21 protein-coding genes are annotated in these 19,057 nt (G+C 61.2%); 15 read left to right on the top strand and 6 right to left on the bottom strand.

Annotated elements, in window-relative coordinates:
* Window positions 1-19 precede the first annotated feature (19 nt).
* From zwf to P2081_RS13910, 4 genes are all read left to right on the top strand, one after another.
* Complete coding sequence (gene zwf, locus P2081_RS13925) at window positions 20-1,480, top strand: glucose-6-phosphate dehydrogenase (protein ID WP_278923485.1); 1,461 nt, start codon at window positions 20-22, stop codon at window positions 1,478-1,480.
* Window positions 1,481-1,560: 80 nt separating this feature from the next.
* Window positions 1,561-3,399, top strand: a complete 1,839-nt coding sequence (edd, locus tag P2081_RS13920; RefSeq protein WP_278923484.1) for a phosphogluconate dehydratase — start codon at window positions 1,561-1,563, stop codon at window positions 3,397-3,399.
* Between the two features lie 169 nt (window positions 3,400-3,568).
* Complete coding sequence (locus P2081_RS13915; RefSeq protein ID WP_278923483.1) at window positions 3,569-4,393, top strand: sulfite exporter TauE/SafE family protein; 825 nt, start codon at window positions 3,569-3,571, stop codon at window positions 4,391-4,393.
* A gap of 5 nt (window positions 4,394-4,398) precedes the next feature.
* Window positions 4,399-5,121: a FadR/GntR family transcriptional regulator gene (locus P2081_RS13910; protein WP_278923482.1), complete on the top strand. Its 723-nt coding sequence runs from the start codon at window positions 4,399-4,401 to the stop codon at window positions 5,119-5,121.
* A gap of 103 nt (window positions 5,122-5,224) precedes the next feature.
* Here P2081_RS13910 and P2081_RS13905 read toward each other — a convergent pair whose 3' ends face one another.
* On the bottom strand, window positions 5,225-5,452 hold the full coding sequence (locus P2081_RS13905; protein WP_278923481.1) for a hypothetical protein: 228 nt from the start codon (window positions 5,450-5,452) through the stop codon (window positions 5,225-5,227).
* A gap of 349 nt (window positions 5,453-5,801) precedes the next feature.
* On the opposite strand from P2081_RS13905, the gene P2081_RS13900 reads away from it, so the two are divergent.
* From P2081_RS13900 to P2081_RS13880, 5 genes are read left to right on the top strand one after another with little or no spacing between them, the layout of a single operon-like run.
* Window positions 5,802-6,428, top strand: coding sequence for a DUF4178 domain-containing protein (locus P2081_RS13900; protein WP_278923480.1), 627 nt, complete (start codon window positions 5,802-5,804; stop codon window positions 6,426-6,428).
* On the top strand, window positions 6,425-7,741 hold the full coding sequence (locus tag P2081_RS13895; RefSeq protein WP_278923479.1) for a DUF4178 domain-containing protein: 1,317 nt from the start codon (window positions 6,425-6,427) through the stop codon (window positions 7,739-7,741). The genes P2081_RS13900 and P2081_RS13895 overlap by 4 nt, the downstream gene beginning before the upstream one ends.
* A gap of 1 nt (window position 7,742) precedes the next feature.
* Complete coding sequence (locus tag P2081_RS13890; protein ID WP_278923478.1) at window positions 7,743-7,901, top strand: hypothetical protein; 159 nt, start codon at window positions 7,743-7,745, stop codon at window positions 7,899-7,901.
* 11 nt (window positions 7,902-7,912) lie between these two features.
* A complete protein-coding gene (locus P2081_RS13885) occupies window positions 7,913-8,137 on the top strand; it encodes a DUF350 domain-containing protein (RefSeq protein WP_278923477.1) in 225 nt (74 codons plus the stop codon).
* Entirely contained in the window at window positions 8,127-9,746 is a 1,620-nt protein-coding gene (locus P2081_RS13880) for a polyamine aminopropyltransferase (protein ID WP_438826538.1), read from the top strand. The genes P2081_RS13885 and P2081_RS13880 overlap by 11 nt, the downstream gene beginning before the upstream one ends.
* A gap of 89 nt (window positions 9,747-9,835) precedes the next feature.
* On the opposite strand, the gene P2081_RS13875 is transcribed toward P2081_RS13880, so the two are convergent.
* The 5 genes from P2081_RS13875 to P2081_RS13855 all read right to left on the bottom strand — a co-directional run bounded on the left by P2081_RS13875 (window position 9,836) and on the right by P2081_RS13855 (window position 14,080).
* Window positions 9,836-10,663 (bottom strand): heme ABC transporter ATP-binding protein, encoded by an 828-nt coding sequence (locus tag P2081_RS13875; RefSeq protein WP_278923476.1) that lies wholly within the window; start codon window positions 10,661-10,663, stop codon window positions 9,836-9,838.
* A complete protein-coding gene (locus tag P2081_RS13870) occupies window positions 10,660-11,745 on the bottom strand; it encodes a FecCD family ABC transporter permease (RefSeq protein ID WP_278923546.1) in 1,086 nt (361 codons plus the stop codon). The genes P2081_RS13875 and P2081_RS13870 overlap by 4 nt, the downstream gene beginning before the upstream one ends.
* A 2-nt stretch (window positions 11,746-11,747) precedes the next feature.
* Entirely contained in the window at window positions 11,748-12,653 is a 906-nt protein-coding gene (locus P2081_RS13865; protein ID WP_278923475.1) for a heme/hemin ABC transporter substrate-binding protein, read from the bottom strand.
* Window positions 12,650-13,756: a hemin-degrading factor gene (locus P2081_RS13860; protein ID WP_278923474.1), complete on the bottom strand. Its 1,107-nt coding sequence runs from the start codon at window positions 13,754-13,756 to the stop codon at window positions 12,650-12,652. Before P2081_RS13860 ends, P2081_RS13865 begins: the two co-directional genes overlap by 4 nt.
* Window positions 13,757-13,864: 108 nt before the next feature.
* A complete protein-coding gene (locus P2081_RS13855; RefSeq protein ID WP_278923473.1) occupies window positions 13,865-14,080 on the bottom strand; it encodes a hypothetical protein in 216 nt (71 codons plus the stop codon).
* Between P2081_RS13855 and P2081_RS13850 the strand changes: the two genes are divergently transcribed.
* Genes P2081_RS13850 through P2081_RS13825 form a run of 6 tightly spaced genes read left to right on the top strand, consistent with a single transcriptional unit; the run spans window position 14,079 to window position 19,004 of the window.
* Window positions 14,079-16,070 (top strand): TonB-dependent receptor domain-containing protein, encoded by a 1,992-nt coding sequence (locus P2081_RS13850; RefSeq protein ID WP_278923472.1) that lies wholly within the window; start codon window positions 14,079-14,081, stop codon window positions 16,068-16,070. The two genes, P2081_RS13855 and P2081_RS13850, sit on opposite strands and share 2 nt — an antisense overlap.
* A 26-nt stretch (window positions 16,071-16,096) precedes the next feature.
* Window positions 16,097-16,552: a hypothetical protein gene (locus P2081_RS13845; RefSeq protein WP_278923471.1), complete on the top strand. Its 456-nt coding sequence runs from the start codon at window positions 16,097-16,099 to the stop codon at window positions 16,550-16,552.
* Window positions 16,549-17,217 carry a MotA/TolQ/ExbB proton channel family protein gene (locus P2081_RS13840; RefSeq protein WP_278923470.1) on the top strand — a complete coding sequence of 223 codons (669 nt, stop codon included), beginning with the start codon at window positions 16,549-16,551 and terminating at the stop codon, window positions 17,215-17,217. Before P2081_RS13845 ends, P2081_RS13840 begins: the two co-directional genes overlap by 4 nt.
* Window positions 17,207-17,602 carry an ExbD/TolR family protein gene (locus P2081_RS13835; RefSeq protein ID WP_278923469.1) on the top strand — a complete coding sequence of 132 codons (396 nt, stop codon included), beginning with the start codon at window positions 17,207-17,209 and terminating at the stop codon, window positions 17,600-17,602. Before P2081_RS13840 ends, P2081_RS13835 begins: the two co-directional genes overlap by 11 nt.
* Window positions 17,602-17,988, top strand: a complete 387-nt coding sequence (locus P2081_RS13830) for an ExbD/TolR family protein (RefSeq protein ID WP_278923468.1) — start codon at window positions 17,602-17,604, stop codon at window positions 17,986-17,988. Before P2081_RS13835 ends, P2081_RS13830 begins: the two co-directional genes overlap by 1 nt.
* Window positions 17,989-18,002: 14 nt before the next feature.
* Entirely contained in the window at window positions 18,003-19,004 is a 1,002-nt protein-coding gene (locus P2081_RS13825) for a TonB family protein (protein ID WP_278923467.1), read from the top strand.
* Window positions 19,005-19,057: the final 53 nt, after the last annotated feature.

The raw sequence follows: 19,057 nt of genomic DNA, 5'->3' as shown, positions 1-19,057 counted from the left end.
TTCTGGATCTGATATCGACATGGTTTCTCGCGTTATCCCCGTTGACCCCTTTGATCTGGTGCTGTTCGGCGCCACCGGCGATCTGGCCCGGCGCAAGATCCTCCCCAGTCTGTTCCACCGGTTTCAGATCGCCCAGTTCTGCCCCAAGAGCCGCATCATCGGCACCTCGCGCAGCAAACTGGATCGCGGCGGATTTCAGGATTTTGTTGCCGCTGCGATCCGCGAGTTTGGTCAGGAGGGTGAAACCGGAGAGGACGATATCGCGGCTTTTGTTGAACTGCTGGATTATGTGCCGGTGGATGCTAGGGGCGATACCGGCTGGCAGGAGCTGAAGACCCATCTGCGCGCCGATGTTGTCCGGGTGTTCTACCTCTCGGTGGGGCCCAGCCTGTTTCCCGAAATCGCCAGTCGGCTGAACAGCAATGGTATCGCCACCCCCGAAAGCCGGATCGTGCTTGAAAAACCCTTTGGCCATGATCTGGTCTCGGCGCAGGCGCTGAATGCCGCCTTGAGCCAGCATTTCAGCGAGAGCCAGATCTACCGGATTGATCACTATCTGGGCAAGGAAACGGTGCAGAACCTGATGGCGCTGCGCTTTGCCAATTCGCTGTTTGAACCGCTGTGGAATTCCACCCATATCGCCCATGTGCAGATTACCGTTGCCGAACGCATTGGCGTTGCCGGGCGCGGGGAGTATTATGACCGCTCTGGCGCCATGCGGGATATGGTGCAAAACCACCTGATGCAGCTCTTGTGCCTCACCGCGATGGAGCCGCCTTCGCGCTTTACCCCCAACGCGGTGCGTGACGAAAAGGTCAAAGTGATAGAGTCGCTGGAGCCAGTGTCGGAGAGTGATCTGGCGCGGGGCCAGTATCGCAGCAATGCCGCCACCGCCGAGGCGGACAGCTATCATGACCATGCAGGCAATGCCGATAGCACAACAGAGAGCTTTATCGCGCTGAAGGTGCATGTGGCCAATTGGCGCTGGGCGGGCACGCCGTTTTATCTGCGCACGGGCAAATGCCTGCGTGCCCGTGAAAGCGAAATCGCGGTCTACTTCCGTGATCCTCCACATAACATTTTTGAAGGTGCCGCCGGAGTACATGGCAATGTTCTCGTGATCCGGCTGCAACCGGACGAAGGCATCACCCTGCGCACCACGATCAAGGATCCCGGGCCTGGAGGTATGCGCCTCACCGCGGCCAACTTGGATATGACCTTTGCGGATTCCCTGCCCGAAGCGGGCCGTCCACAGGATGCCTATGAGAGGCTGATCATGGATGTGGTCCGGGGCAATCAGACCCTGTTCATGCGCGGCGACGAGGTTGAGGCCGCCTGGGCCTGGGCTGATCCGATCATCGCCAACTGGAGCCAGTCCGGTGCGAAGCCGCAGCTCTATGATCCGGGCAGCTCTGGGCCGGATGATTCCCTGTTGCTGATGCACCGCGACAACCGGCGCTGGCGCGGTATCGGTTCCTGATATTACTGGTGCGCCAGATGATATGACGCTGTTAATGCCTGTTTTAATGCCCCCTGTCTGACACCCGAAAGGTTTCTCATATGCGTTTAAATAAAACACTCGCCGAGGTCACCGACCGGATCATTGCCCGCTCTGCGCCAACCCGCCGTGCCTATCTGGACCGAATGTCCGCTGCCGCCGGCAAGGGGCCGGCGCGGGCCCATCTGAGCTGCTCTGGCCAGGCGCATGCCTATGCTGCAGCGGGGGCGGATCAGGCCAGTCTGGCGCAGGCCAGCAGCGGGCATCTGGGAATTGTCACCGCCTATAACGATATGCTTTCGGCGCATCAGCCGTTCGAGAGCTATCCAACCCTGATCCGCGACGCGCTGCGCGCCGCCGGGGGCACGGCGCAGGTCGCGGGTGGGGTGCCGGCCATGTGCGACGGCGTTACCCAGGGCGAGGCAGGCATGGAACTGAGCCTGTTTTCCCGCGATACCATTGCCATGGCAACGGGCATCGCGCTGAGCCACAATGTCTTTGATGCGGCGGTCTACCTTGGCGTCTGTGACAAGATTGTGCCGGGGCTGGTGATCGGCGCCCAGTCTTTTGGCCATTTGCCTGCGGTTTTCCTGCCTGCCGGGCCGATGACCAGCGGTCTTGCCAATGATGAAAAGGCGCAGATCCGCCAGAAATACGCCTCGGGCGAGGTTGACCGTGCCACGTTGTTGAAAGCCGAAATGGCCGCCTATCACGGCCCGGGCACCTGCACCTTCTATGGTACGGCCAATTCCAATCAGATGCTGATGGAATTCATGGGGCTGCATCTGCCGGGCTCCAGCTTTGTCAATCCGGGCACCCCCCTGCGCGAGGCCTTGACCGTTGAGGGGGCCAAACGGGCACTATCGCTGAGCGCGCTGGGCAACAACTATACGCCAGTCTGCCAGATCCTGGATGAAAAGACCTATGCCAATGGCATCACGGGCCTGATGGCGACCGGGGGCTCTACCAATCTGTTGATCCACCTGATTGCCATGGCACGGGCGGGCGGTATCATTCTGGATTGGCAGGATTTCTCGGATCTGTCCGACGTGGTGCCACTGCTGGCGCGTGTCTATCCAAACGGGCTGGCGGATGTGAATCATTTCCATGCGGCTGGCGGCTTGGGCTTCATGATCAAAGAGCTGCTCAACGCGGGTTTCCTGCACGCTGATACTAAAACCATTGCGGGCGCTGGCCTTGAGACCTACGCGCAGGAACCTTTCCTGTCGGACGAGGGGGGGCTGACCTTCCGCCCCACACCGAAAGAGACGCTGAACGCGGCCATTGTCCGCCCGGCCAGCGCGCCGTTTCAGGCAACGGGCGGGTTGAAACGGCTGACCGGGTCTCTGGGCACGGCGGTTATCAAGGTTTCGGCGGTGGATGAAAAACACCACGTGATCGAAGCTCCGGCGCGGGTCTTTCACGACCAAGAGGACGCCAAGGAGGCCTTCAAGGCCGGGGAATTCACCGGCGATGTTATCGTGGTGGTGCGCTTTCAGGGCCCCAAGGCCAATGGCATGCCTGAATTGCATAGTCTGACGCCGATGCTGGGGATCCTGCAGGGGCAGGGGCATCGGGTTGCCCTGGTGACGGATGGGCGCATGTCTGGTGCCTCTGGCAAGGTGCCCTCGGCCATCCATGTGGTTCCCGAAGCCCTGGACGGCGGCCCGATTGCCAAAATTCGCGATGGCGACCTGATCCGGCTTGATGCCACCAACGGCGTGCTGGAGATCTGCACTCCGGGTGTATTGGAGCGCGACAGTGCGACAGCTGATCTGAGCGCCTATCAACAGGGTACGGGGCGCGAAATGTTTGGCGTGTTCCGCCGTTCTGTGACCTCTGCCGATCAGGGGGCGACCGTGTTTGGCCAGAATGAAGGCGATGATTTCGCCAAGGGTTAACCTGTATCATCGTGGACTGACTGCTTGACTTGCCGTGGCTTTTTGGTGCTTTTGAACCAATCTTATATTGGTTCAAGGTCTGACGCTGCGCTGTTAGAGCATGGTGCCAGCGGGCCTGTCTCTTGCGGCGACCTCGGGCGGGGCGCTGCGGCAAGAAGGAAACACGTGGATGTTTGAAACCGAAACCCTGGTGACCCTGGCGGCTGTGGCTGCCGGATCTGGGATTGTGGGCGGAGTGCTGGCTGGGTTGCTTGGCGTGGGGGGCGGTATCGTCATTGTGCCTGCGCTCTATCTGGCGCTGACGCTGACCGGGATGGAAAGTGCCCTGACCATGCAGGTGGCGGTGGGCACCTCGCTGGCGACTATTGTTTTTACCTCTTTGTCGTCCGGCTATGGCCACTATCGCAAAGGTGCCATTGATATGGGGCTGCTCAAGCTCTGGGCGCCGTCGATCCTGATCGGGGTGGTGATTGGCGGTATTCTGGGCGGCGTGGTGTCCGGCAAGGTGCTGATCGCGGTCTTTGCCAGCGTGGCGGCGATTGTGGCGCTGGACATGATCCTGCGTACTGGTGCCGACAGTGCCACCCCGCGCAGTTTTTCCAGGCCTGTCTGGGCGGGATTTGGTGTCTTTGCCGGGGCGGTCTCTGCGATGATGGGAATCGGTGGCGGCACGGTCTGCGTGCCTCTGCTCAACTTCCTCGGCTATGATATCCGCAAGGCGGTGGGCACCTCTGCGGCGATTGGCTTTGTGATTGGGCTGCCGGGGGCGCTGATCTACATGGGCACCGGTTTTGCTGCCGAAGGATTGCCGCCATTTTCGCTTGGCTATGTGAATCTGCTGTGTGCTGCGGCCATCATTCCCTTGAGCACGATCTTTGCCCGTGTCGGGGTGAGCTTGGCCCATAGCATCCCGCGACGGGCGCTGCGGCTGGTCTTTGGGCTGTTCCTGATGCTGACATCAGCCCGGATGTTCAGCGACCTTCTGGGCGGCTGAGCACGATGCCCGAGCCTGTCTTGAAATCTACACAGGCGGCGCTGGTTGCACGATTGCGCCGGGAAATCGCCGCCGGAGAGTTGCAGCGCGGCGACCGCCTGCCGCCCGAACGCGAAATGGCAGATTATTTTGGCGTCAGCCGGGCCAGGCTGCGTCAGGCGCTGGATCAACTGGAAGGTGAGGGCGCGCTGTTCCGCCGCCGTGGACAGGGCACCTTTGTGCAGCCCCCGCCTGCGACGGATGCGGCGGGTTTGCATCGGCTGGCACGTCGGGTGCGCCCGCAGGATGTGATGGAGGTGCGCCTTGAGATCGAACCCGCTCTGGCCGGGCTGGCGGCCCTGCGCGCCAATGAAAAGGCCCGTGCGGTGTTTGCCGAGGTGGCCCAGGCCACATTGGATGCGCCAGATCAGCAAAGCTATGAGATCGCGGATGACATTTTTCACTACAAGATTGCAGAGATGGCGCAAAACCCGCTGTTTCTAACGGTCTATGAGTCGATCCGCTCCGTGCGCCAACAGGCGATGTGGACCCGGACGCGGGCCGAAACCTATTCCGCAGAGGTCACCTCAGTCCTGGGACAGCAACACCAAAGGCTGGCAAAGGCGATCTTGAATGGAGAGGCAGAGGCCGCGACAGAGGCGATGCGCGACCATCTGATTTGCGTTTCGCGAACGCTGATGCAGGCTGGGCCAGTCGTGCCGCAGAAAACGGGTGATCCGTGCAGTTAGCGCCTGGTCGTTCCTGCCCGGTTTTGCAATCCACCCGCGCAGGCACCAGGCGCTGCGAGGGTAGAAACAGGTTTGCCCGGATGTCATGCCGCAGCGGCGGCGCTTACAGGTAGTAGCTGTCGGAAAAGACGTGGTGCACCAGATCGTCACGCTTCAAGCCACGTTTGGCCAGGTCTGCATCGCTCAGGTCCATCAGCTTGTTCAGGGTCTGATAACGGGTGTTTGCCTCTCCGATGGCAACCAGGCCATTGCCCAGGGCGATAAAGGGTTTTGCCAGCAGGCTTAGGACGCCAAGGGCGGTTGGTGCAGTGTAGTGGGCGGCATGTGCCATTGCAGGTCACTCCTGAATATAAACATCTCCCTTGCTTTGGACATAGGCGGCACCAGGGGCTGGGACCAGCCATCGCAGTGGTATAGCCGCCATGCGTCCGGCGCAGGTGGCGGGATTTGCCCAAAAACTGGGCACGTCTCTGGACCGCCTATCAAAATTCTTGCGATTTAATAAGGCGCTGGCCTGGGTGGCGGGGCAAAGGCACCGCATAGGACGCAGTGAGCGTGCAGGCGGCGTACAGGCCCGGTACAGTTCGGAGATGCAGGCAGGTCGCCGTGCCCATCTACGGAAATGATGCAACTCTGAGCGGTGTTTGCGGTTTTTCCCGCTTGCGCTCTTGGCACCTGTGATGACACTGGCAGATATGAGCGAACTGCACTGTCCCAATTGCGGCGATCTGGTCTGCCCGGCGATCAAAAGCGTCAAGATGATCACTTGCGAATCCTGCACAACCACCCTGCTTCTGGAAGATGCGGGGCTGCGTCTTGCTGGCCAACAGGGGGTGCTGCATGAGGTGCCAATGCTGTGCGGGCTGGGGGATCAGCTGCAGATCGGCACCGGGCGGTATCAGATCCTGGGCCATGCCCGGTTTTCTTATGGGCGTGGCACCTGGGATGAATTCTGGGCGGTTGATGCCGGGGGCAAACCCGTCTGGATTTCGGTAGACGAAGGCGATCTGATCCTGCAACGCAGCCTGCCGCCCGAGGCTTGGCCCACCTATGGTGGCAAGCTGCGACTGGGGCGGATCTTGCGCTATAAAAGCGAAGGATTTCGGGTGGATGAAGACGGCACTGGCACCTGCATCGGGCTCAAGGGCAGCTTTGATCATCCGCTGACGGTGGGAGAGAGCTATCGCTTTCTCAACCTGCAGGGCGATGCTGGCAATGTGCTCTCTGCTGAAATCAGCGGCGAGCAATATGAATGGTTCATCGGCACCTGGATTGATCCTTTTGAGGTCAAGGTGACAGTTGCATGAGCCTCAATCCTGATCTGAAGGCGATCAACTGTACTGCCTGCGGTGCTGGGCTTGATGTGCTGGGCGGCGGGCGTGTCACCACCCATATCTGCGCCTATTGCGGGTCGGCGCTGGACGCGTTGGACAATTATCGCGCGCTGCAAAAGTTCGACCTGCTGCAACGCCCCGAAACCAGTTTCAAGATCGGCACTGCGGGGCAGATTTTTGACGTTGATTTCACCGTGATCGGCCTGCTGCTGCATCAAGAGGCCTGGCACGGCCGGATCTGGCGCTGGGTGGATCATCAGGTGTTTTCCCCGACCCATGGCTATGCCTGGATTACGCTGGAAGAGGGGCACCTGACCTTTTCGCGCCGCTACCGCAAACCGGCGGGATGGATGTCGTCCGAACAGGTCAACCGCGCCGATACCCGGCCGCAGCTCAGCGTCGCAGGAGAGATCTATAAATACTATGACACCTCGACCAGCGAGGTGATCTTTGCCGAAGGGGAATTCACCTGGACGCCGCGCCAGGGCAAGCGAACCACCACGGTGACCGCGCTGTCCGAAACTGCGATGCTGTCCTTTTCCGCAACCGTCGGCGAGCGCGAGATCTACCGAACCACCTACCTGGAGAGAGACGACCTGGGCGGCGGGTTTATCGCCGCCTATGATGCGGTGGCGCCCAGTGGCGCGCACCCTTTGAAGGGGCGCAAGGCCAACCCCCACGGCAGTTTTTTGATGAAGACTGGGCTGGGGGCCATGCTGACTTGCCTGGTTCTGAGCGGCTTTATGGCGCTGCAGGGCGGTGTGCGGGCAATAGATCCGCAGGTCCACAGCGTGCTGGACTTGCCGGTCACGGTGCCGTTTGACGTCAGCGAGGCGGGGCGTCTGACCCGCATCGATCTAGAGGGAAACGGCCGCAACAGCTGGAGCTACCTTGCGGTGGAACTGGAAGATCCCGAAGGGGAGCTGTTGTTTGAATCCGGTCGCACCGTTGAATATTACAACGGACGCGATCAAGACGGCAGTTGGAGCGAAGGCAGCAACCGGGCCAGCCTGGCTTTCTTTCCGCCTGTGCCTGGCACCTATAGGCTGACCCTGGATCTGGAAGAGACCGGTCTATGGGCCCCGCGCCAGAATGCTGCTGCCTCTGCCCAACATAGGATGACACAGATAGGCCTGCGCATTCGCACTGGTGTGTCCAGCGGCTTTTGGCTGATGATCCTGGCGCTTGGCTTTGGCGGGGTTGCCGGGTATCCGGCGCTGCGCCGCATGTTGCACAACAGGGCCCGCTGGCAGGGCAGTGACTGGACCGAAGAGGACGACGATTGAGATGATGGTATTTCGCGTGGTCTTTGTCTTGCTGTCTGCAAGTGCCATCGCCGGCACCAGCTATGTTGCCTATCTGGGTCATGGCGGTGAAAGCCGGGACCTGGATCGCTCTATTCGCGCCGTCAGCGCCGGGCGGGGATTGAATGGAAGTATCAAATAGAGAGGATTCTCATGGAGTATCTAGCCGCAATTCAACTGGCTGAGATGATCAGCACCATCGTCTATACCATCCTCGGGGTGGGGCTTATGGGGCTGGTCTGGAAGGTGATCGACTGGCTCACGCCCTTTCCGATCATGAAAGAGATCGAGCAGGATCAGAACATGGCCCTGGCGGTGCTGATCGGTATGCTGTTCATCTCTATTGCGATTATTATCGCGGCTGTCATTGTCTCCTGATCCGCGCGCCAAGACTGCAGGGACAGCGAAGGCAGGCGCGCCAGCGGATCCGCGTGCTGCGGAGTCGGATCTGCGCCTGCGTGAGACCTGGCTCTTGGTGGCGACCTTTCTGGTGGCTGTGGCCGGCCTTATCTACGAGCTGATTGCGGCGACATTGTCGAGCTATCTCTTGGGCGATTCCGTGCGCCAGTTTTCCTATGTCATTGGGATATTTCTATCGGCCATGGGGCTGGGGGCCTGGCTTTCTCGCTATGTGGAGAGTGCCATGTCCGGCTTTGTCTGGGCGCAGATCCTGCTCGGCATCGCCGGGGGCTTTATGGCGCCTGCGGTGTTCTTTGCCTTTGCCTGGATGGAGAGCGTGAGCCTGCTGCTTTATGGAGTGTTGATCACCGTCGGGCTGCTGTCGGGGATGGAGATACCTCTGATCGCGCGGGTGCTGAAGGGCATTGGGGCACCGGAGTTCCGGTTTGAAAACGTCCTGAGCGTGGATTACATCGGCGCGCTTGTGGCATCGCTGGCCTTTCCGGTGCTTATCATTCCGCATCTGGGGCTGATGGCAGGCAGCCTCGCCTTTGGTGCGCTGAACCTCGCGGTTGCGGGGCTGTCGCTGTGGGTTTTTCGCAGTGAAGCAAGCCGCTTGCAGGTGGGGGTTTGGGCCATCGCATTGAGCGTCACCCTGCTGGGGTTGTGGCAGGCCGAACGGCTGGTGTCGATGACCGAGACCAATCTGTTTGAGGATGACATCATCCTTAGCGAAACAACGCCATACCAGCAGATTACCGTCACTCGCTACCGCGACCGCACCCGGCTGTTTCTGGACTATTCAATCCAGTTCGACAGCCTGGATGAATACCGTTACCACGAAAGCCTTGTCCATCCGGCGATGGCGCAGGCGCAGCGGCGGAACCGGGTGCTGATCCTGGGTGGTGGCGATGGTATGGCAGCCCGCGAGGTGCTGCGCTGGCCCGATGTCGAGGCGGTCACGCTGGTGGATCTGGACCCCCGTGTGACCACGCTGTTTCGCGATCATCCCGACCTGTCGCAGCTCAACGCGGATGCCTTGTCTGATCCGCGGGTCGAGATCCACAACACCGATGCCTGGCGGTATGTGGAGAGCACCAGCGCGATCTATGACGTGATCATCATCGACTTGCCGGACCCCAAGAACCTGGCTCTGTCAAAACTCTATAGTCGCCAGTTCTATGGTGCCTTGGTGGAGCGGTTGAGCGCATATGGCAGCCTGGTTACCCAGGCCGGCTCTCCTTTGTTCGCGCGTGAGGCCTTTTGGTCGATCGATGCGACGCTGCAGGCCAGCCGCAATCCGCAACAGCCCGGCACCGGCCTGGTGACGCAGCCCTATCACGCCTATTTGCCAAGCTTTGGCGATTGGGGGTTTGTCCTCGCCAGTCAGCGCGCGGGGGCTGCGGCGGGCCATCTTGCATTGCCTCCGGCGCTGGAACAGCAGTTGAAATACCTCACCCCCGAGGTCTGGCAGGCGGCGCAGGTGTTTGATCGTCAAAGCGCCAAGCTGCCTGTCGCGGTGAATTCGCTGCAGTCGCATGCGCTGGTGGGCTATTACCTGAAGGGGTGGGCGCGCTGGTTTGAATAAGGGGCGACAGGTCGGCCTAGGGGGCGCAGGCATAGGCCGTAACCAGGCCCCGATTGAAAAGCCGGGGCCTGGTTATTGTCCGTATCTCGCTAGGTCGATACCGGAGACGAGCGCCTGCGCGCCTGTGGCAGCAGAAAGGGTATCTTGTCGGGCGGGGTGGTATTGACCGGGACAGGGCAGCTATAGGTGCGCGCCAGGGTTTCATCTGTCAGAACCTCTTGCGGGGTGCCCGTGGCTGCAACCGCGCCGGCCTGCATCAGTACCACATGATCGGCAAACATTGCGGTGAGATTGAGGTCATGCATCACCGCAACTACGCCGCCGCCACGGGCCGCGTAGTTGCGGGTCAGATCCATCACAGTGAACTGGTGGCCAATATCGAGGCTGGCGACGGGTTCATCCAGAATCAGCCAGCGCGGTGCGCCATCAACCATCGGTTCCCAGACCTGGGTGATGACGCGGGCCAGCTGCACCCGCTGCTGTTCGCCGCCCGATAGATCCTGATACATCCGCCCGGAGAAACCGTGCAACCCAACGGCCTCTAGCGCCTGTAGCGGCACATGGCTGTCCGCCGCGCTAAGGCCGGCGCTAAGGCCAAGGCGAACGATTTCAAGCACGGTAAAGGGAAAGGCAATCGTGCTGCTTTGCGGCTGTACCGCCCGCACCGCTGCCAGTTCCCAAGGGCTGAGCCGGGCGGTATCGGCACCGTTCAGATAGACCTGGCCGCTGTGGGCAACTTCGCCGGTCATCGCCCGCAACAGTGTGGTCTTGCCAGATCCGTTTGGGCCGACAATGGCGGTGACGCGGCCTGCGGTGGCGGTGAAATTTACCTGCCGAAGGACCTGCCGTCGTCCCAGTTGGACGGTGATATCGATGGCTTGCAATTGGGCTGTCGCGGAGGGGGGGGGCTGTGTCATATCGACAGCTCCCCGCGGCGGCGCAAAAGGATCCACAGGAACACCGGCGCGCCCAGAATGGCGGTGATGATGCCAATGGGCAATTCTGCCGGGGCGACAACCACCCGGGCGATCATATCCGCAGCTAGCAGGAGCGCCGCGCCCAAAAGGGCCGCATTGGGCAGCAGGCTGTGGTGATCCGGGCCTGTGGCCAGGCGCAACAGATGCGGCACCACAATCCCGATGAAGCCAATGCCACCAGAGACTGCCACCGCCGCGCCTGTGGCCCCTGCCACCGCCAGAATGGCGCTGTTCTTCACCCGTTGCACCGGGATGCCGATATGGCCCGCTGCGGCTTCGCCCAGGGCCATACCGTTGAGGCCACGCGCCAGAAAGGGGGCCGCCGCCAAGGCCAGGCCAATGATGGGAAGCGCTGCCAGTACCTTGGCCCAGGTAGCCCCCGCCAGGGATCCCATGCCCCAGAAGGTCAGATCGCGCAGCTGGTTGTCATCGCTGTAGTACACCAGCACCCCAGAGGCCGCCCCGGCCAGCGCGCCAAGCGCGATCCCGGCCAGCAGCATGGTCGCCACAGAGGTCTGTCCGCCGCGGGTTGATACCCGGTACAGCAAGAGCGTTGAGCCCCAGCCGCCCAGAAAGGCCGCCACCGGCACAAGGGCTGAACCTAGGATTTTCTGCAGTGAAAGTGGCAGAAAGGCCCCCAGAACAATGGCGCAGATGGCGGCCAGCCCGGCACCGGCGCTGACGCCGACAATGCCCGGATCCGCCAGAGGGTTGCGAAACAGCCCCTGCATCACCGCGCCAGAGACCGCCAGGGCCGCGCCGACAAGAATCCCCATGCACAGCCGGGGCAGGCGAATATCCAGCAATACGATCTGGTCCATGGTGGTCAGTTCTTGCCCATCATAGAGATGGGTCAGCGCCCGCCATAAGGACGCTTGCGAGGCCCCGGTGGTCAGCGATAAAATGCACGTCAGGATAAGCAAAAGCAGCAAGGCCAGCGTCAGGCGTCGCGCCCGGTGCCGTCGATCCGGTACCGGCGCCGGAGCGGTGACGGCACCAGGGCCGATCTCGGTTGAAAGCATGTTCACTCGTTCGCTCCGTAAAAGGCCTGCGACAGGTCTTTCACTGCAGTTGCGGTGCGCGGGCCAAAGCCGAGCAGCCGCAGCCCATCCATGCGCACAAGTTGGCCATTTTGTGCCGCCGGTGTCAGCATCAGGGCTGGCAGGCTTGTCATGCTTTCAAGCGTCAGCCCGTGGTCGCCGCCGCGATCCATCGCCAGGATAATGTCCGGTGCAGCGGCGGTAATCGCCTCATCGGTCATTTGCTTGTAGCCGTCAAATTCGCTGATCGCATTCACCGCCCCTGCCATCGTAATGATGGCATCCGCGCCGGTCCCCTTGCCGCCCACGGTAATCCGCCCGCTTTGTGTCGACAGGATGAAAAGCACCCGCTTGCGGTGGTCACCTGCGGCAGCGCGGGCGAAATCCTGGGCCGATTGCAGATCTGCGCCGACCTGCTCTGCCAGGGCGGAACCGGCTTCTTGTTGGTCCAGCGCTGCTGCGATGGTGGTAATCTTGCTGATGATCCCTGCCGCCGAATAGGTCTCCGGAACTTCGACATAACGCAGATTTGCCTGTTTCAGAACTTCGATGGATTCCGGGGGGCCAGAGCCTTGCGAGGCCAGGATCATGTCGGGGTCTACCGAAAGCACCCCCTCGGGAGAGAGCGCACGGGCATAGCCGACGTTGGGAAGATCACCGGCCTCGGGCGGAAAGGTGGAGGTGCTGTCACGCGCCACCAGCCGCGCCTGTTGGTCCAGCGCATAGATGATTTCAGTGACAGCCCCGCCGACCGAGAGGATCCGCTGTGGGGTGTCGGCGAGGGCGATGGGCGATAGCAACAGCAGGGCGGCAGTGACAGCCCCCAATAGTGCGGGCTGACATTTGGCGCCAAGGTCAGGGGATTTTGGTTTACCAATGAAAGGGATCATTGCGTGACCTCCGCCGCCGGTGCCGCCTGCGCTGCCGGTGCCGCCTGCGCGCATGTCGCCTCATCAGGGGCGGGCAGGGCCGCGACAATTTCTTCCCAGGCGCGGCGGTGATCACCGGTTTCGTCGCGACGGCCAAAGATCTGCAAGATGATCCGGCCCTCGGCGTCAAAGGCCTCTAGCGAGACCGCGGCACCGCGTTTGGTTGGTTTGTTCACGGCCCAGACCTCGGTCAGGTGATCCAGGCGCAGGTGCAGATCAAAGCCGGGGTCGAGGATATTCTGCCAGGGTCCCATGCGGCGCAGATTTTTCACCGGACCGGTGTGGATCTGAATGCAGCCGGGATTGCCCACAAAGATCATCACTTCGGTGCCGGTGTCCTGGATGGCCTGCAGGGCCGCATCCACCGCGCTGGGTGCCAGCGGGCAGGCCAGTGGCGCACCGGCAAGCCGGTACGCGCCCAGCCTGTTCATCTTGAGATCGCCTGTCAGTTTGCGAAACTGGTGGGTGTCGGTCATCTTGGCCCAGCCGATCCGCAGCTGTACGGCCTTGTCAGGTTCGGCGCGGGCCGGTTCCGGGGCCTGGCGCGGAGCGACCTCTAGGTGGTCGCTGGGATCTTTCAGTGCCAGATCCGCAAGCAGGCTCTCCCAGGCCGCAAGATCCGAGGCAGGGCGCAGATGCACCTTGTGCACCGCATCGCCAGCCGCATCAAAGAACTGCAAGGAACGCCGGGTGCCGCCCTTGTCAGAGCTGCGTTCAACCGCAAAGGCAGAGATGAAATGGCGCGGGAACAGCCGCAGGTCGATATCCGGGTTCAGTACCATCGCGGCATGATTGCCAGGGTGATAGCCGCTGTAGGTGCCAACCTTTTCAATCACGCAGGCGTCATTGCGGGTCAGCGCCATGACTTCTCCCAGATCTGCGAGCCGGGGAAAAATCGCGTCGATATCCGCCGCGATTGGCGTCACACCGTGCCCGACATAGGCTGCAACCAGCTGGGCTTCGGTGATCTGGAATTGGGCAGCAAAATCGCGGTCGCGCAGTGTGTCGTGGTCTTGGCGCAATTGGCGAATGGTCTGGGGATCCAGCGGGGAAGAGAGGTCCATTCTAGGGCCCTTTCAGTAGCAGAAGTGTTTACGGAAAGGGCTGGCTCTGGGCTGTAACCTGCGTCTTTAGGCGCAAGGCAGGGCTGGCGGCTGTTGATGAAACAGCGTTTATTTATGTTGACTGTTTTTATCACCTTTACTATCAGGCTCAAGTGGAAACTTAATTTTCCACTGAAAATGCAAAAATACCGCGCCAGCCCCTACTGCAAGCATCGGTTCAAAGACCAAAGATGCAAAGGGACATGTGATGGGAAGAATTCGGCTGGCGCAGCATTTGCTGGGGACCGTTTCCATTTTGGGTTTGACGTTGGGATCGGCTGCCATGGCGCAGGATCTTCCCGACGATCTGGCACTGGATCTTCAGGATGAAGCCTTCCTGGGTACGATTGAGCTGGGCCAGGGCAAGCGGGCGGTGCAGGTGGATACCGCAGTGCCGCTGACAGTGATCAACCAGGAAGAAATTGACGATCGCCAGGCGGCAACAATTGCGCAGCTGGTAGAGTCCGTACCGGGGGTGAGCCTGGTGAACGGTACCACCCCGCAGTCTTCGGGGATTTCGATCCGCGGCTTTGGCGCGGACGCGACTTATGGCACCAGCCCGCGGGTGCTGGTCTCAATCGACGGCGCCACTACAGGTGGTGAGGAAATCTACCGTATCGGCAACCAGCTGTTCACTGACCCGGCGCTTTACAAAGAGGTCTCTGTTATCCGGGGGACTGTTGGCAGTTTTGAATTTGGCTCTGGCGTTGTCGGCGGGGTTGTCAAATTGGAAACCAAGGATGCCTCGGATATCACTGGTGGCGAAATCGGCACTCGGTTCCGCCAAACGCTAGAGGCGCAGTCCAATGGTTCGGGGTGGGCGTCCTCCTCAATTCTGGCGTTCCAGCCAACCGAGAATGCCGAGTTCCTGCTGAACTATACGGTGCGCGACAATGACGCCTATGACGATGGTGAAGGCACCCAGGTTTCAGGCTCGGATTTTCGGGATTATTCCTATCTGGCCAAGGGGCGGTTTACCTTTGGCGACAGTCGCGAACACGCGCTGACCGCTTGGTACAATGTGACCCATTCGAACGAGAGGGACGTGCCCTATGACGCATTGGGCGCCTCTGGTGGGGGCGGATTCTATTTTGGCAATGTGGACCGAATTGTCGATAGCCGCACGGCTGGGCTGCGCTATCAGTTTGATCCGGTTGGCAATGACCTGATCCATCTGGACGCAACGCTGACCTATGCCGAACAGGATATCGACAGCACCTATCTTCCCGGCAGCTGCGCAGGGTTCCCCGGCTGTGATGCTTCGGTGTCCGATTTGCTGAATGCGGATCACAATTACAAAACCACCAAGCTGACCCTGAAGAATACCAGCTACTTTGATACCGGCCTGGCCTCGCATGATCTGCGCCTTGGGCTGGAGTTTGTTAACCGCGAACGCCTGGATGCGCCTTCGGCCCCTGGGGGTACGGATCGCCGCATTGCGCTGTTTGCGGTGGATGACATCCAGTTTGGCCAGCGCTTCACGCTGACCCCGGCGCTGCGCTATGAAACCCAGGATGTAAAAGGCACGGATATTGTGTCTCCGGGTGACACCGATCCTTATAACGGCAGAATCAAAAATGACGCCCTGATGGGCGGTCTGTCGGCGCGCTATGAATTTGACAGCGGCTTGGCGCTCTTTGCTGGTGCCGCCTATACCGAGGTCTTTCCGATCATCGACCGCCTGGACAAGGATCCTTTGGTCTGGGTGCCGGAACAGGGAACAACCTACGAGATTGGCTTCTCTTACCAGCGTCAGAGCCTGTTTTCGGCGGGGGATCGCTTTGCCGTCAAGGTCAATTACTATGACACCACCCTGGAAGATGTGCGTGTTGCCGGTGACGTCCTGACAGAGATCGACACCAGTGGCGTCGAAATCGAAGCCTCCTACGGGATGGAAAATGGGTTCTATGTCGACCTGAACGCCACCTCGGCTGAAGGAGAGCAGCGCCGCCCCGATGGCACCGTTTCCGATTATATCTTTGCGCCGGTCGGATCGGCGGCGCTGACGCTTGGGAAACGCTTTGACGAGAGCCTTGATCTCAGCTGGGAGCTGGTCGCGGCAGAGGGCACTATGGCGGTCAATGGCAGTGGTCCGATCAGTGGTTACGGGGTCAACAACCTGCGTGCCACCTATCGGCCGCAGAATGGTGTCTTGAAGGGGACGGAAATCCGCTTTGGCGTCGAGAATGTTTTTGACAAACAGTATCAGACCCAGCTGTCGACCCGTGCGGCAGCAGGCCGCAACTTCAAGCTGACACTGGCCAAAACTTTCTGATCACTGATCCAAACGAGAGGATACCAATGGGACATCTTGCTCTGAAATCTTCGACCTTGGCGTTTTGCTTTATGGCAGGGTTTGGCACTGCCGCCACCGCCCAGGAGACGGTCCAAGAGATGGCGCAGACCGCAGGGCCTGCAATCGCGATGGAGCTGAGCGCGGCCGAAGACCTGAATGCGCAGTGCAAGCTGTCATTTGTGGTGACCAATGGCCATAAAAGCGATGTGGAGCAGGCGGTATATGAAACCGTCCTGTTCGACGCGGCGGGCCAGGTGGCGCGTCTGACCCTGTTGGATTTCCAGGATCTTCCTGCCGGGCGCCCGCGCGTGCGGCAGTTTCAATTCCCGCAGGCCTGTGCTGATATCAGCCGGGTTCTGATCAATGGGGCGCAGACCTGTTCTGCCCCCGCATTGCCCAAAGGTGCCTGTAGTCAAGGGCTTAGCCTGACCAGTCGCGTCAAGGTGGAGCTTCTGGGATGAGCCTGATTCAAGATGCCATCACCGGGATTCTGGATTTGGGCGGTCCAGTGGTTTTGCTGCTGCTTTGTGTCTCGGTGCTGACCTCAGCACTGGTGATCTATAAACTGTGGCAATACCAAGCGGCGCGGGTGGGGCGCCACCGGCAGCTGGCAATAGCTGTCGCCGCTTGGGACCGGGGCAACCACAAGGCGGCGCTGATGGCGCTGGGCGAAAGCCGATCCTACCTTGCCCCGGTGTTGCGCATGGCGCTGGCGGCACCGCAGACCCCTGAACTGTCAGCCCGGGTTGACGCCGAAGCCGAAGCGCGCTTTGCCGAACTGGAGCGCGGGCTCGGGGCCTTGGATATGGTGGCGCAGTTGGCGCCTTTGATGGGGCTGTTTGGCACCGTGATCGGCATGATCGAAGCCTTTCAGAAATTGCAGTCAGCGGGATCTTCGGTGGATCCGTCTTTGCTGGCGGGTGGCATCTGGGTGGCGCTGCTGACCACTGCGGCTGGGCTGGCGGTGGCCATGCCGACCTCGCTTGTGCTCAGCTGGCTGACGGCGCGGATGCAGCGCGAGAGGGTTTTCGCCAACCAAGCGCTGCGCCGGGTTTTTGCGCCGCAAGAGAGCGCCGCAGATGCGTCTGGTGAGTCTGCCGCAGGTGTTCTGGCCTATGCCGGTTAAGCTCTCTGCTCCCCGGCGTGCGCGCCTGTCGATGACATCGCTGATTGATGTCATCTTTCTGTTGTTGCTGTTTTTCATGCTGACCTCGACCTTTTCCAAATACGGCGAGGTCGAGCTGATGGCGGCAGGCGCGGCTCCTGGAGAGAGCGGCGCGGCGGAAGACCGCAATCGGCTGTTTGTCAGCCTCGGCGGTGATGGTCTGGCGCTAAATGGCCAACCCGTTGATCTGGGGCGGATAGCGGATCTTGTGCGCAGTCAGCCGCAAGACAGTCGGGGCCATCTTGTGTTGATCAGCCCGGATGCGGAGGCCACGGCGCAGCAGCTGGTCGATCTGTTGGCGGCGCTGCGCCAGGTGAAGAAATTGCAGACTGTGGTGCTGGGCTGATGCAGTTGAAACCCCGTATTCCGACGCCAAAAGAGCCAACAATCGCCCTGATCAACATTGTCTTTCTGATGCTGATCTTCTTTATGATTGCGGGCACTCTGGCGCCGCCGCTGGACCGGGATCTGACGTTGATAAAAACTGCAGATCTGGAGGGGCGTGAGCCCCCCGATACGCTGGTGGTGCATGCGGATGGGCGGCTTACGCTGCGGGGCACAGCCATTGCGGATGCCGGCGCCTATGTCGCTGGTTTGTCGTCCGAGGCCCGCGCAGTGGTTCGAATTGTGCCGGATCAGGCCCTTCCAGCCAGAGAACTGGTGCAGGTTGGTAATATCCTGCGCGAGGCTGGGGCCCTACGGGTTGTGCTGATCTCAGAGCGGGCGTTGTGAGCGGGGTGGCGCAGATGGTGCCTCCCTTGGGGCATGCGGTGCCGCGCTCTTTCCTGGCGGCGCTGCTGGCCCTGGTTCTGGCCTTTGGCCTACATGCGGCCTTTGCCCTGCAGGGGACTGGCACGATCACGCAGCAGGCGGGCGGCCAGACGGCGCTTGCGGCGCAGGGCAATAGTTTTGTCAATTTGGCGGCCGGAATCGAAACCCCGGTCAGAGCCCCGGATCATACTGCGACGATCCCTCCGGTTTCGGCTCCGCTGTTGCAGCAAACGGTCCCGTCTACAGTTGCTGCAACACCGCCTGCAACATCTGCCAAGGCGGCTACGGCGCTGCCACAGCAGGCGGTGGCGGTGACGCAGGCCCTGCCAATCAAGCCGGTCCGGGGCGGGGTGCCTCTGGTTGCGGTGACGCCAGATGCCCTGGCTGATGTGGTCGCCACCCCGACGGTCACGCCCAGGCAGCCCAGGCTTCAGCCGCAGCCGTCAGCGCCGCAAAGCAGGGCGGTGACAGCTTCGCTGCGGCCACCGCAACGCCCGGCAGAACAGCCGCTAGAACAGGCCCCCGAGCAGCGCATAGCCCCAGATGCCAATCCCCGCGAACCGACCGCGACAACGGCTGGCGCAACAGCCGCGCCAGCGGCTCAGTCGTCGCGCGGCAATAGCACCGTCAGCGCGAAACAGGGGGCGGAAACATCCAACAGCCGCCCCGCTGGCGGGCAGGCCACCAAAACGGGCGGGACGGCGCAGGTTCAGGGCAATGCGGCAGCCAGCAACTACCCAGGCCTGGTCATGCGCCGGATCCAGCGGGCCAAGCGGCGTACCACTGTACGCGGTGTTGCGATGGTGCGGTTTCGCATCGGTGCAGGGGGCGGATTGGCAGGCCTGAGCCTGGCGCGCAGTTCCGGTTCTGACAAGCTGGACCGGATTGCCCTGGATCAGGTCCGCCGCGCGGCCCCCTTTCCGCCACCACCCGCCGGCGCGCGCACCAGCTTCACGGTGCGGATCAAGGGCAAGTGAGGCGGCAAAGAGGCGCAGCCCGCATTTGATCAAATCATTGCAGCCCCCCGACT

The organism is Pseudophaeobacter profundi (assembly GCF_029697505.1).
GTDB lineage: Bacteria > Pseudomonadota > Alphaproteobacteria > Rhodobacterales > Rhodobacteraceae > Pseudophaeobacter > Pseudophaeobacter profundi.
Note: the sequence above shows the minus strand (reverse complement) of the source record. Positions and strands in the feature narration are given on the sequence as shown.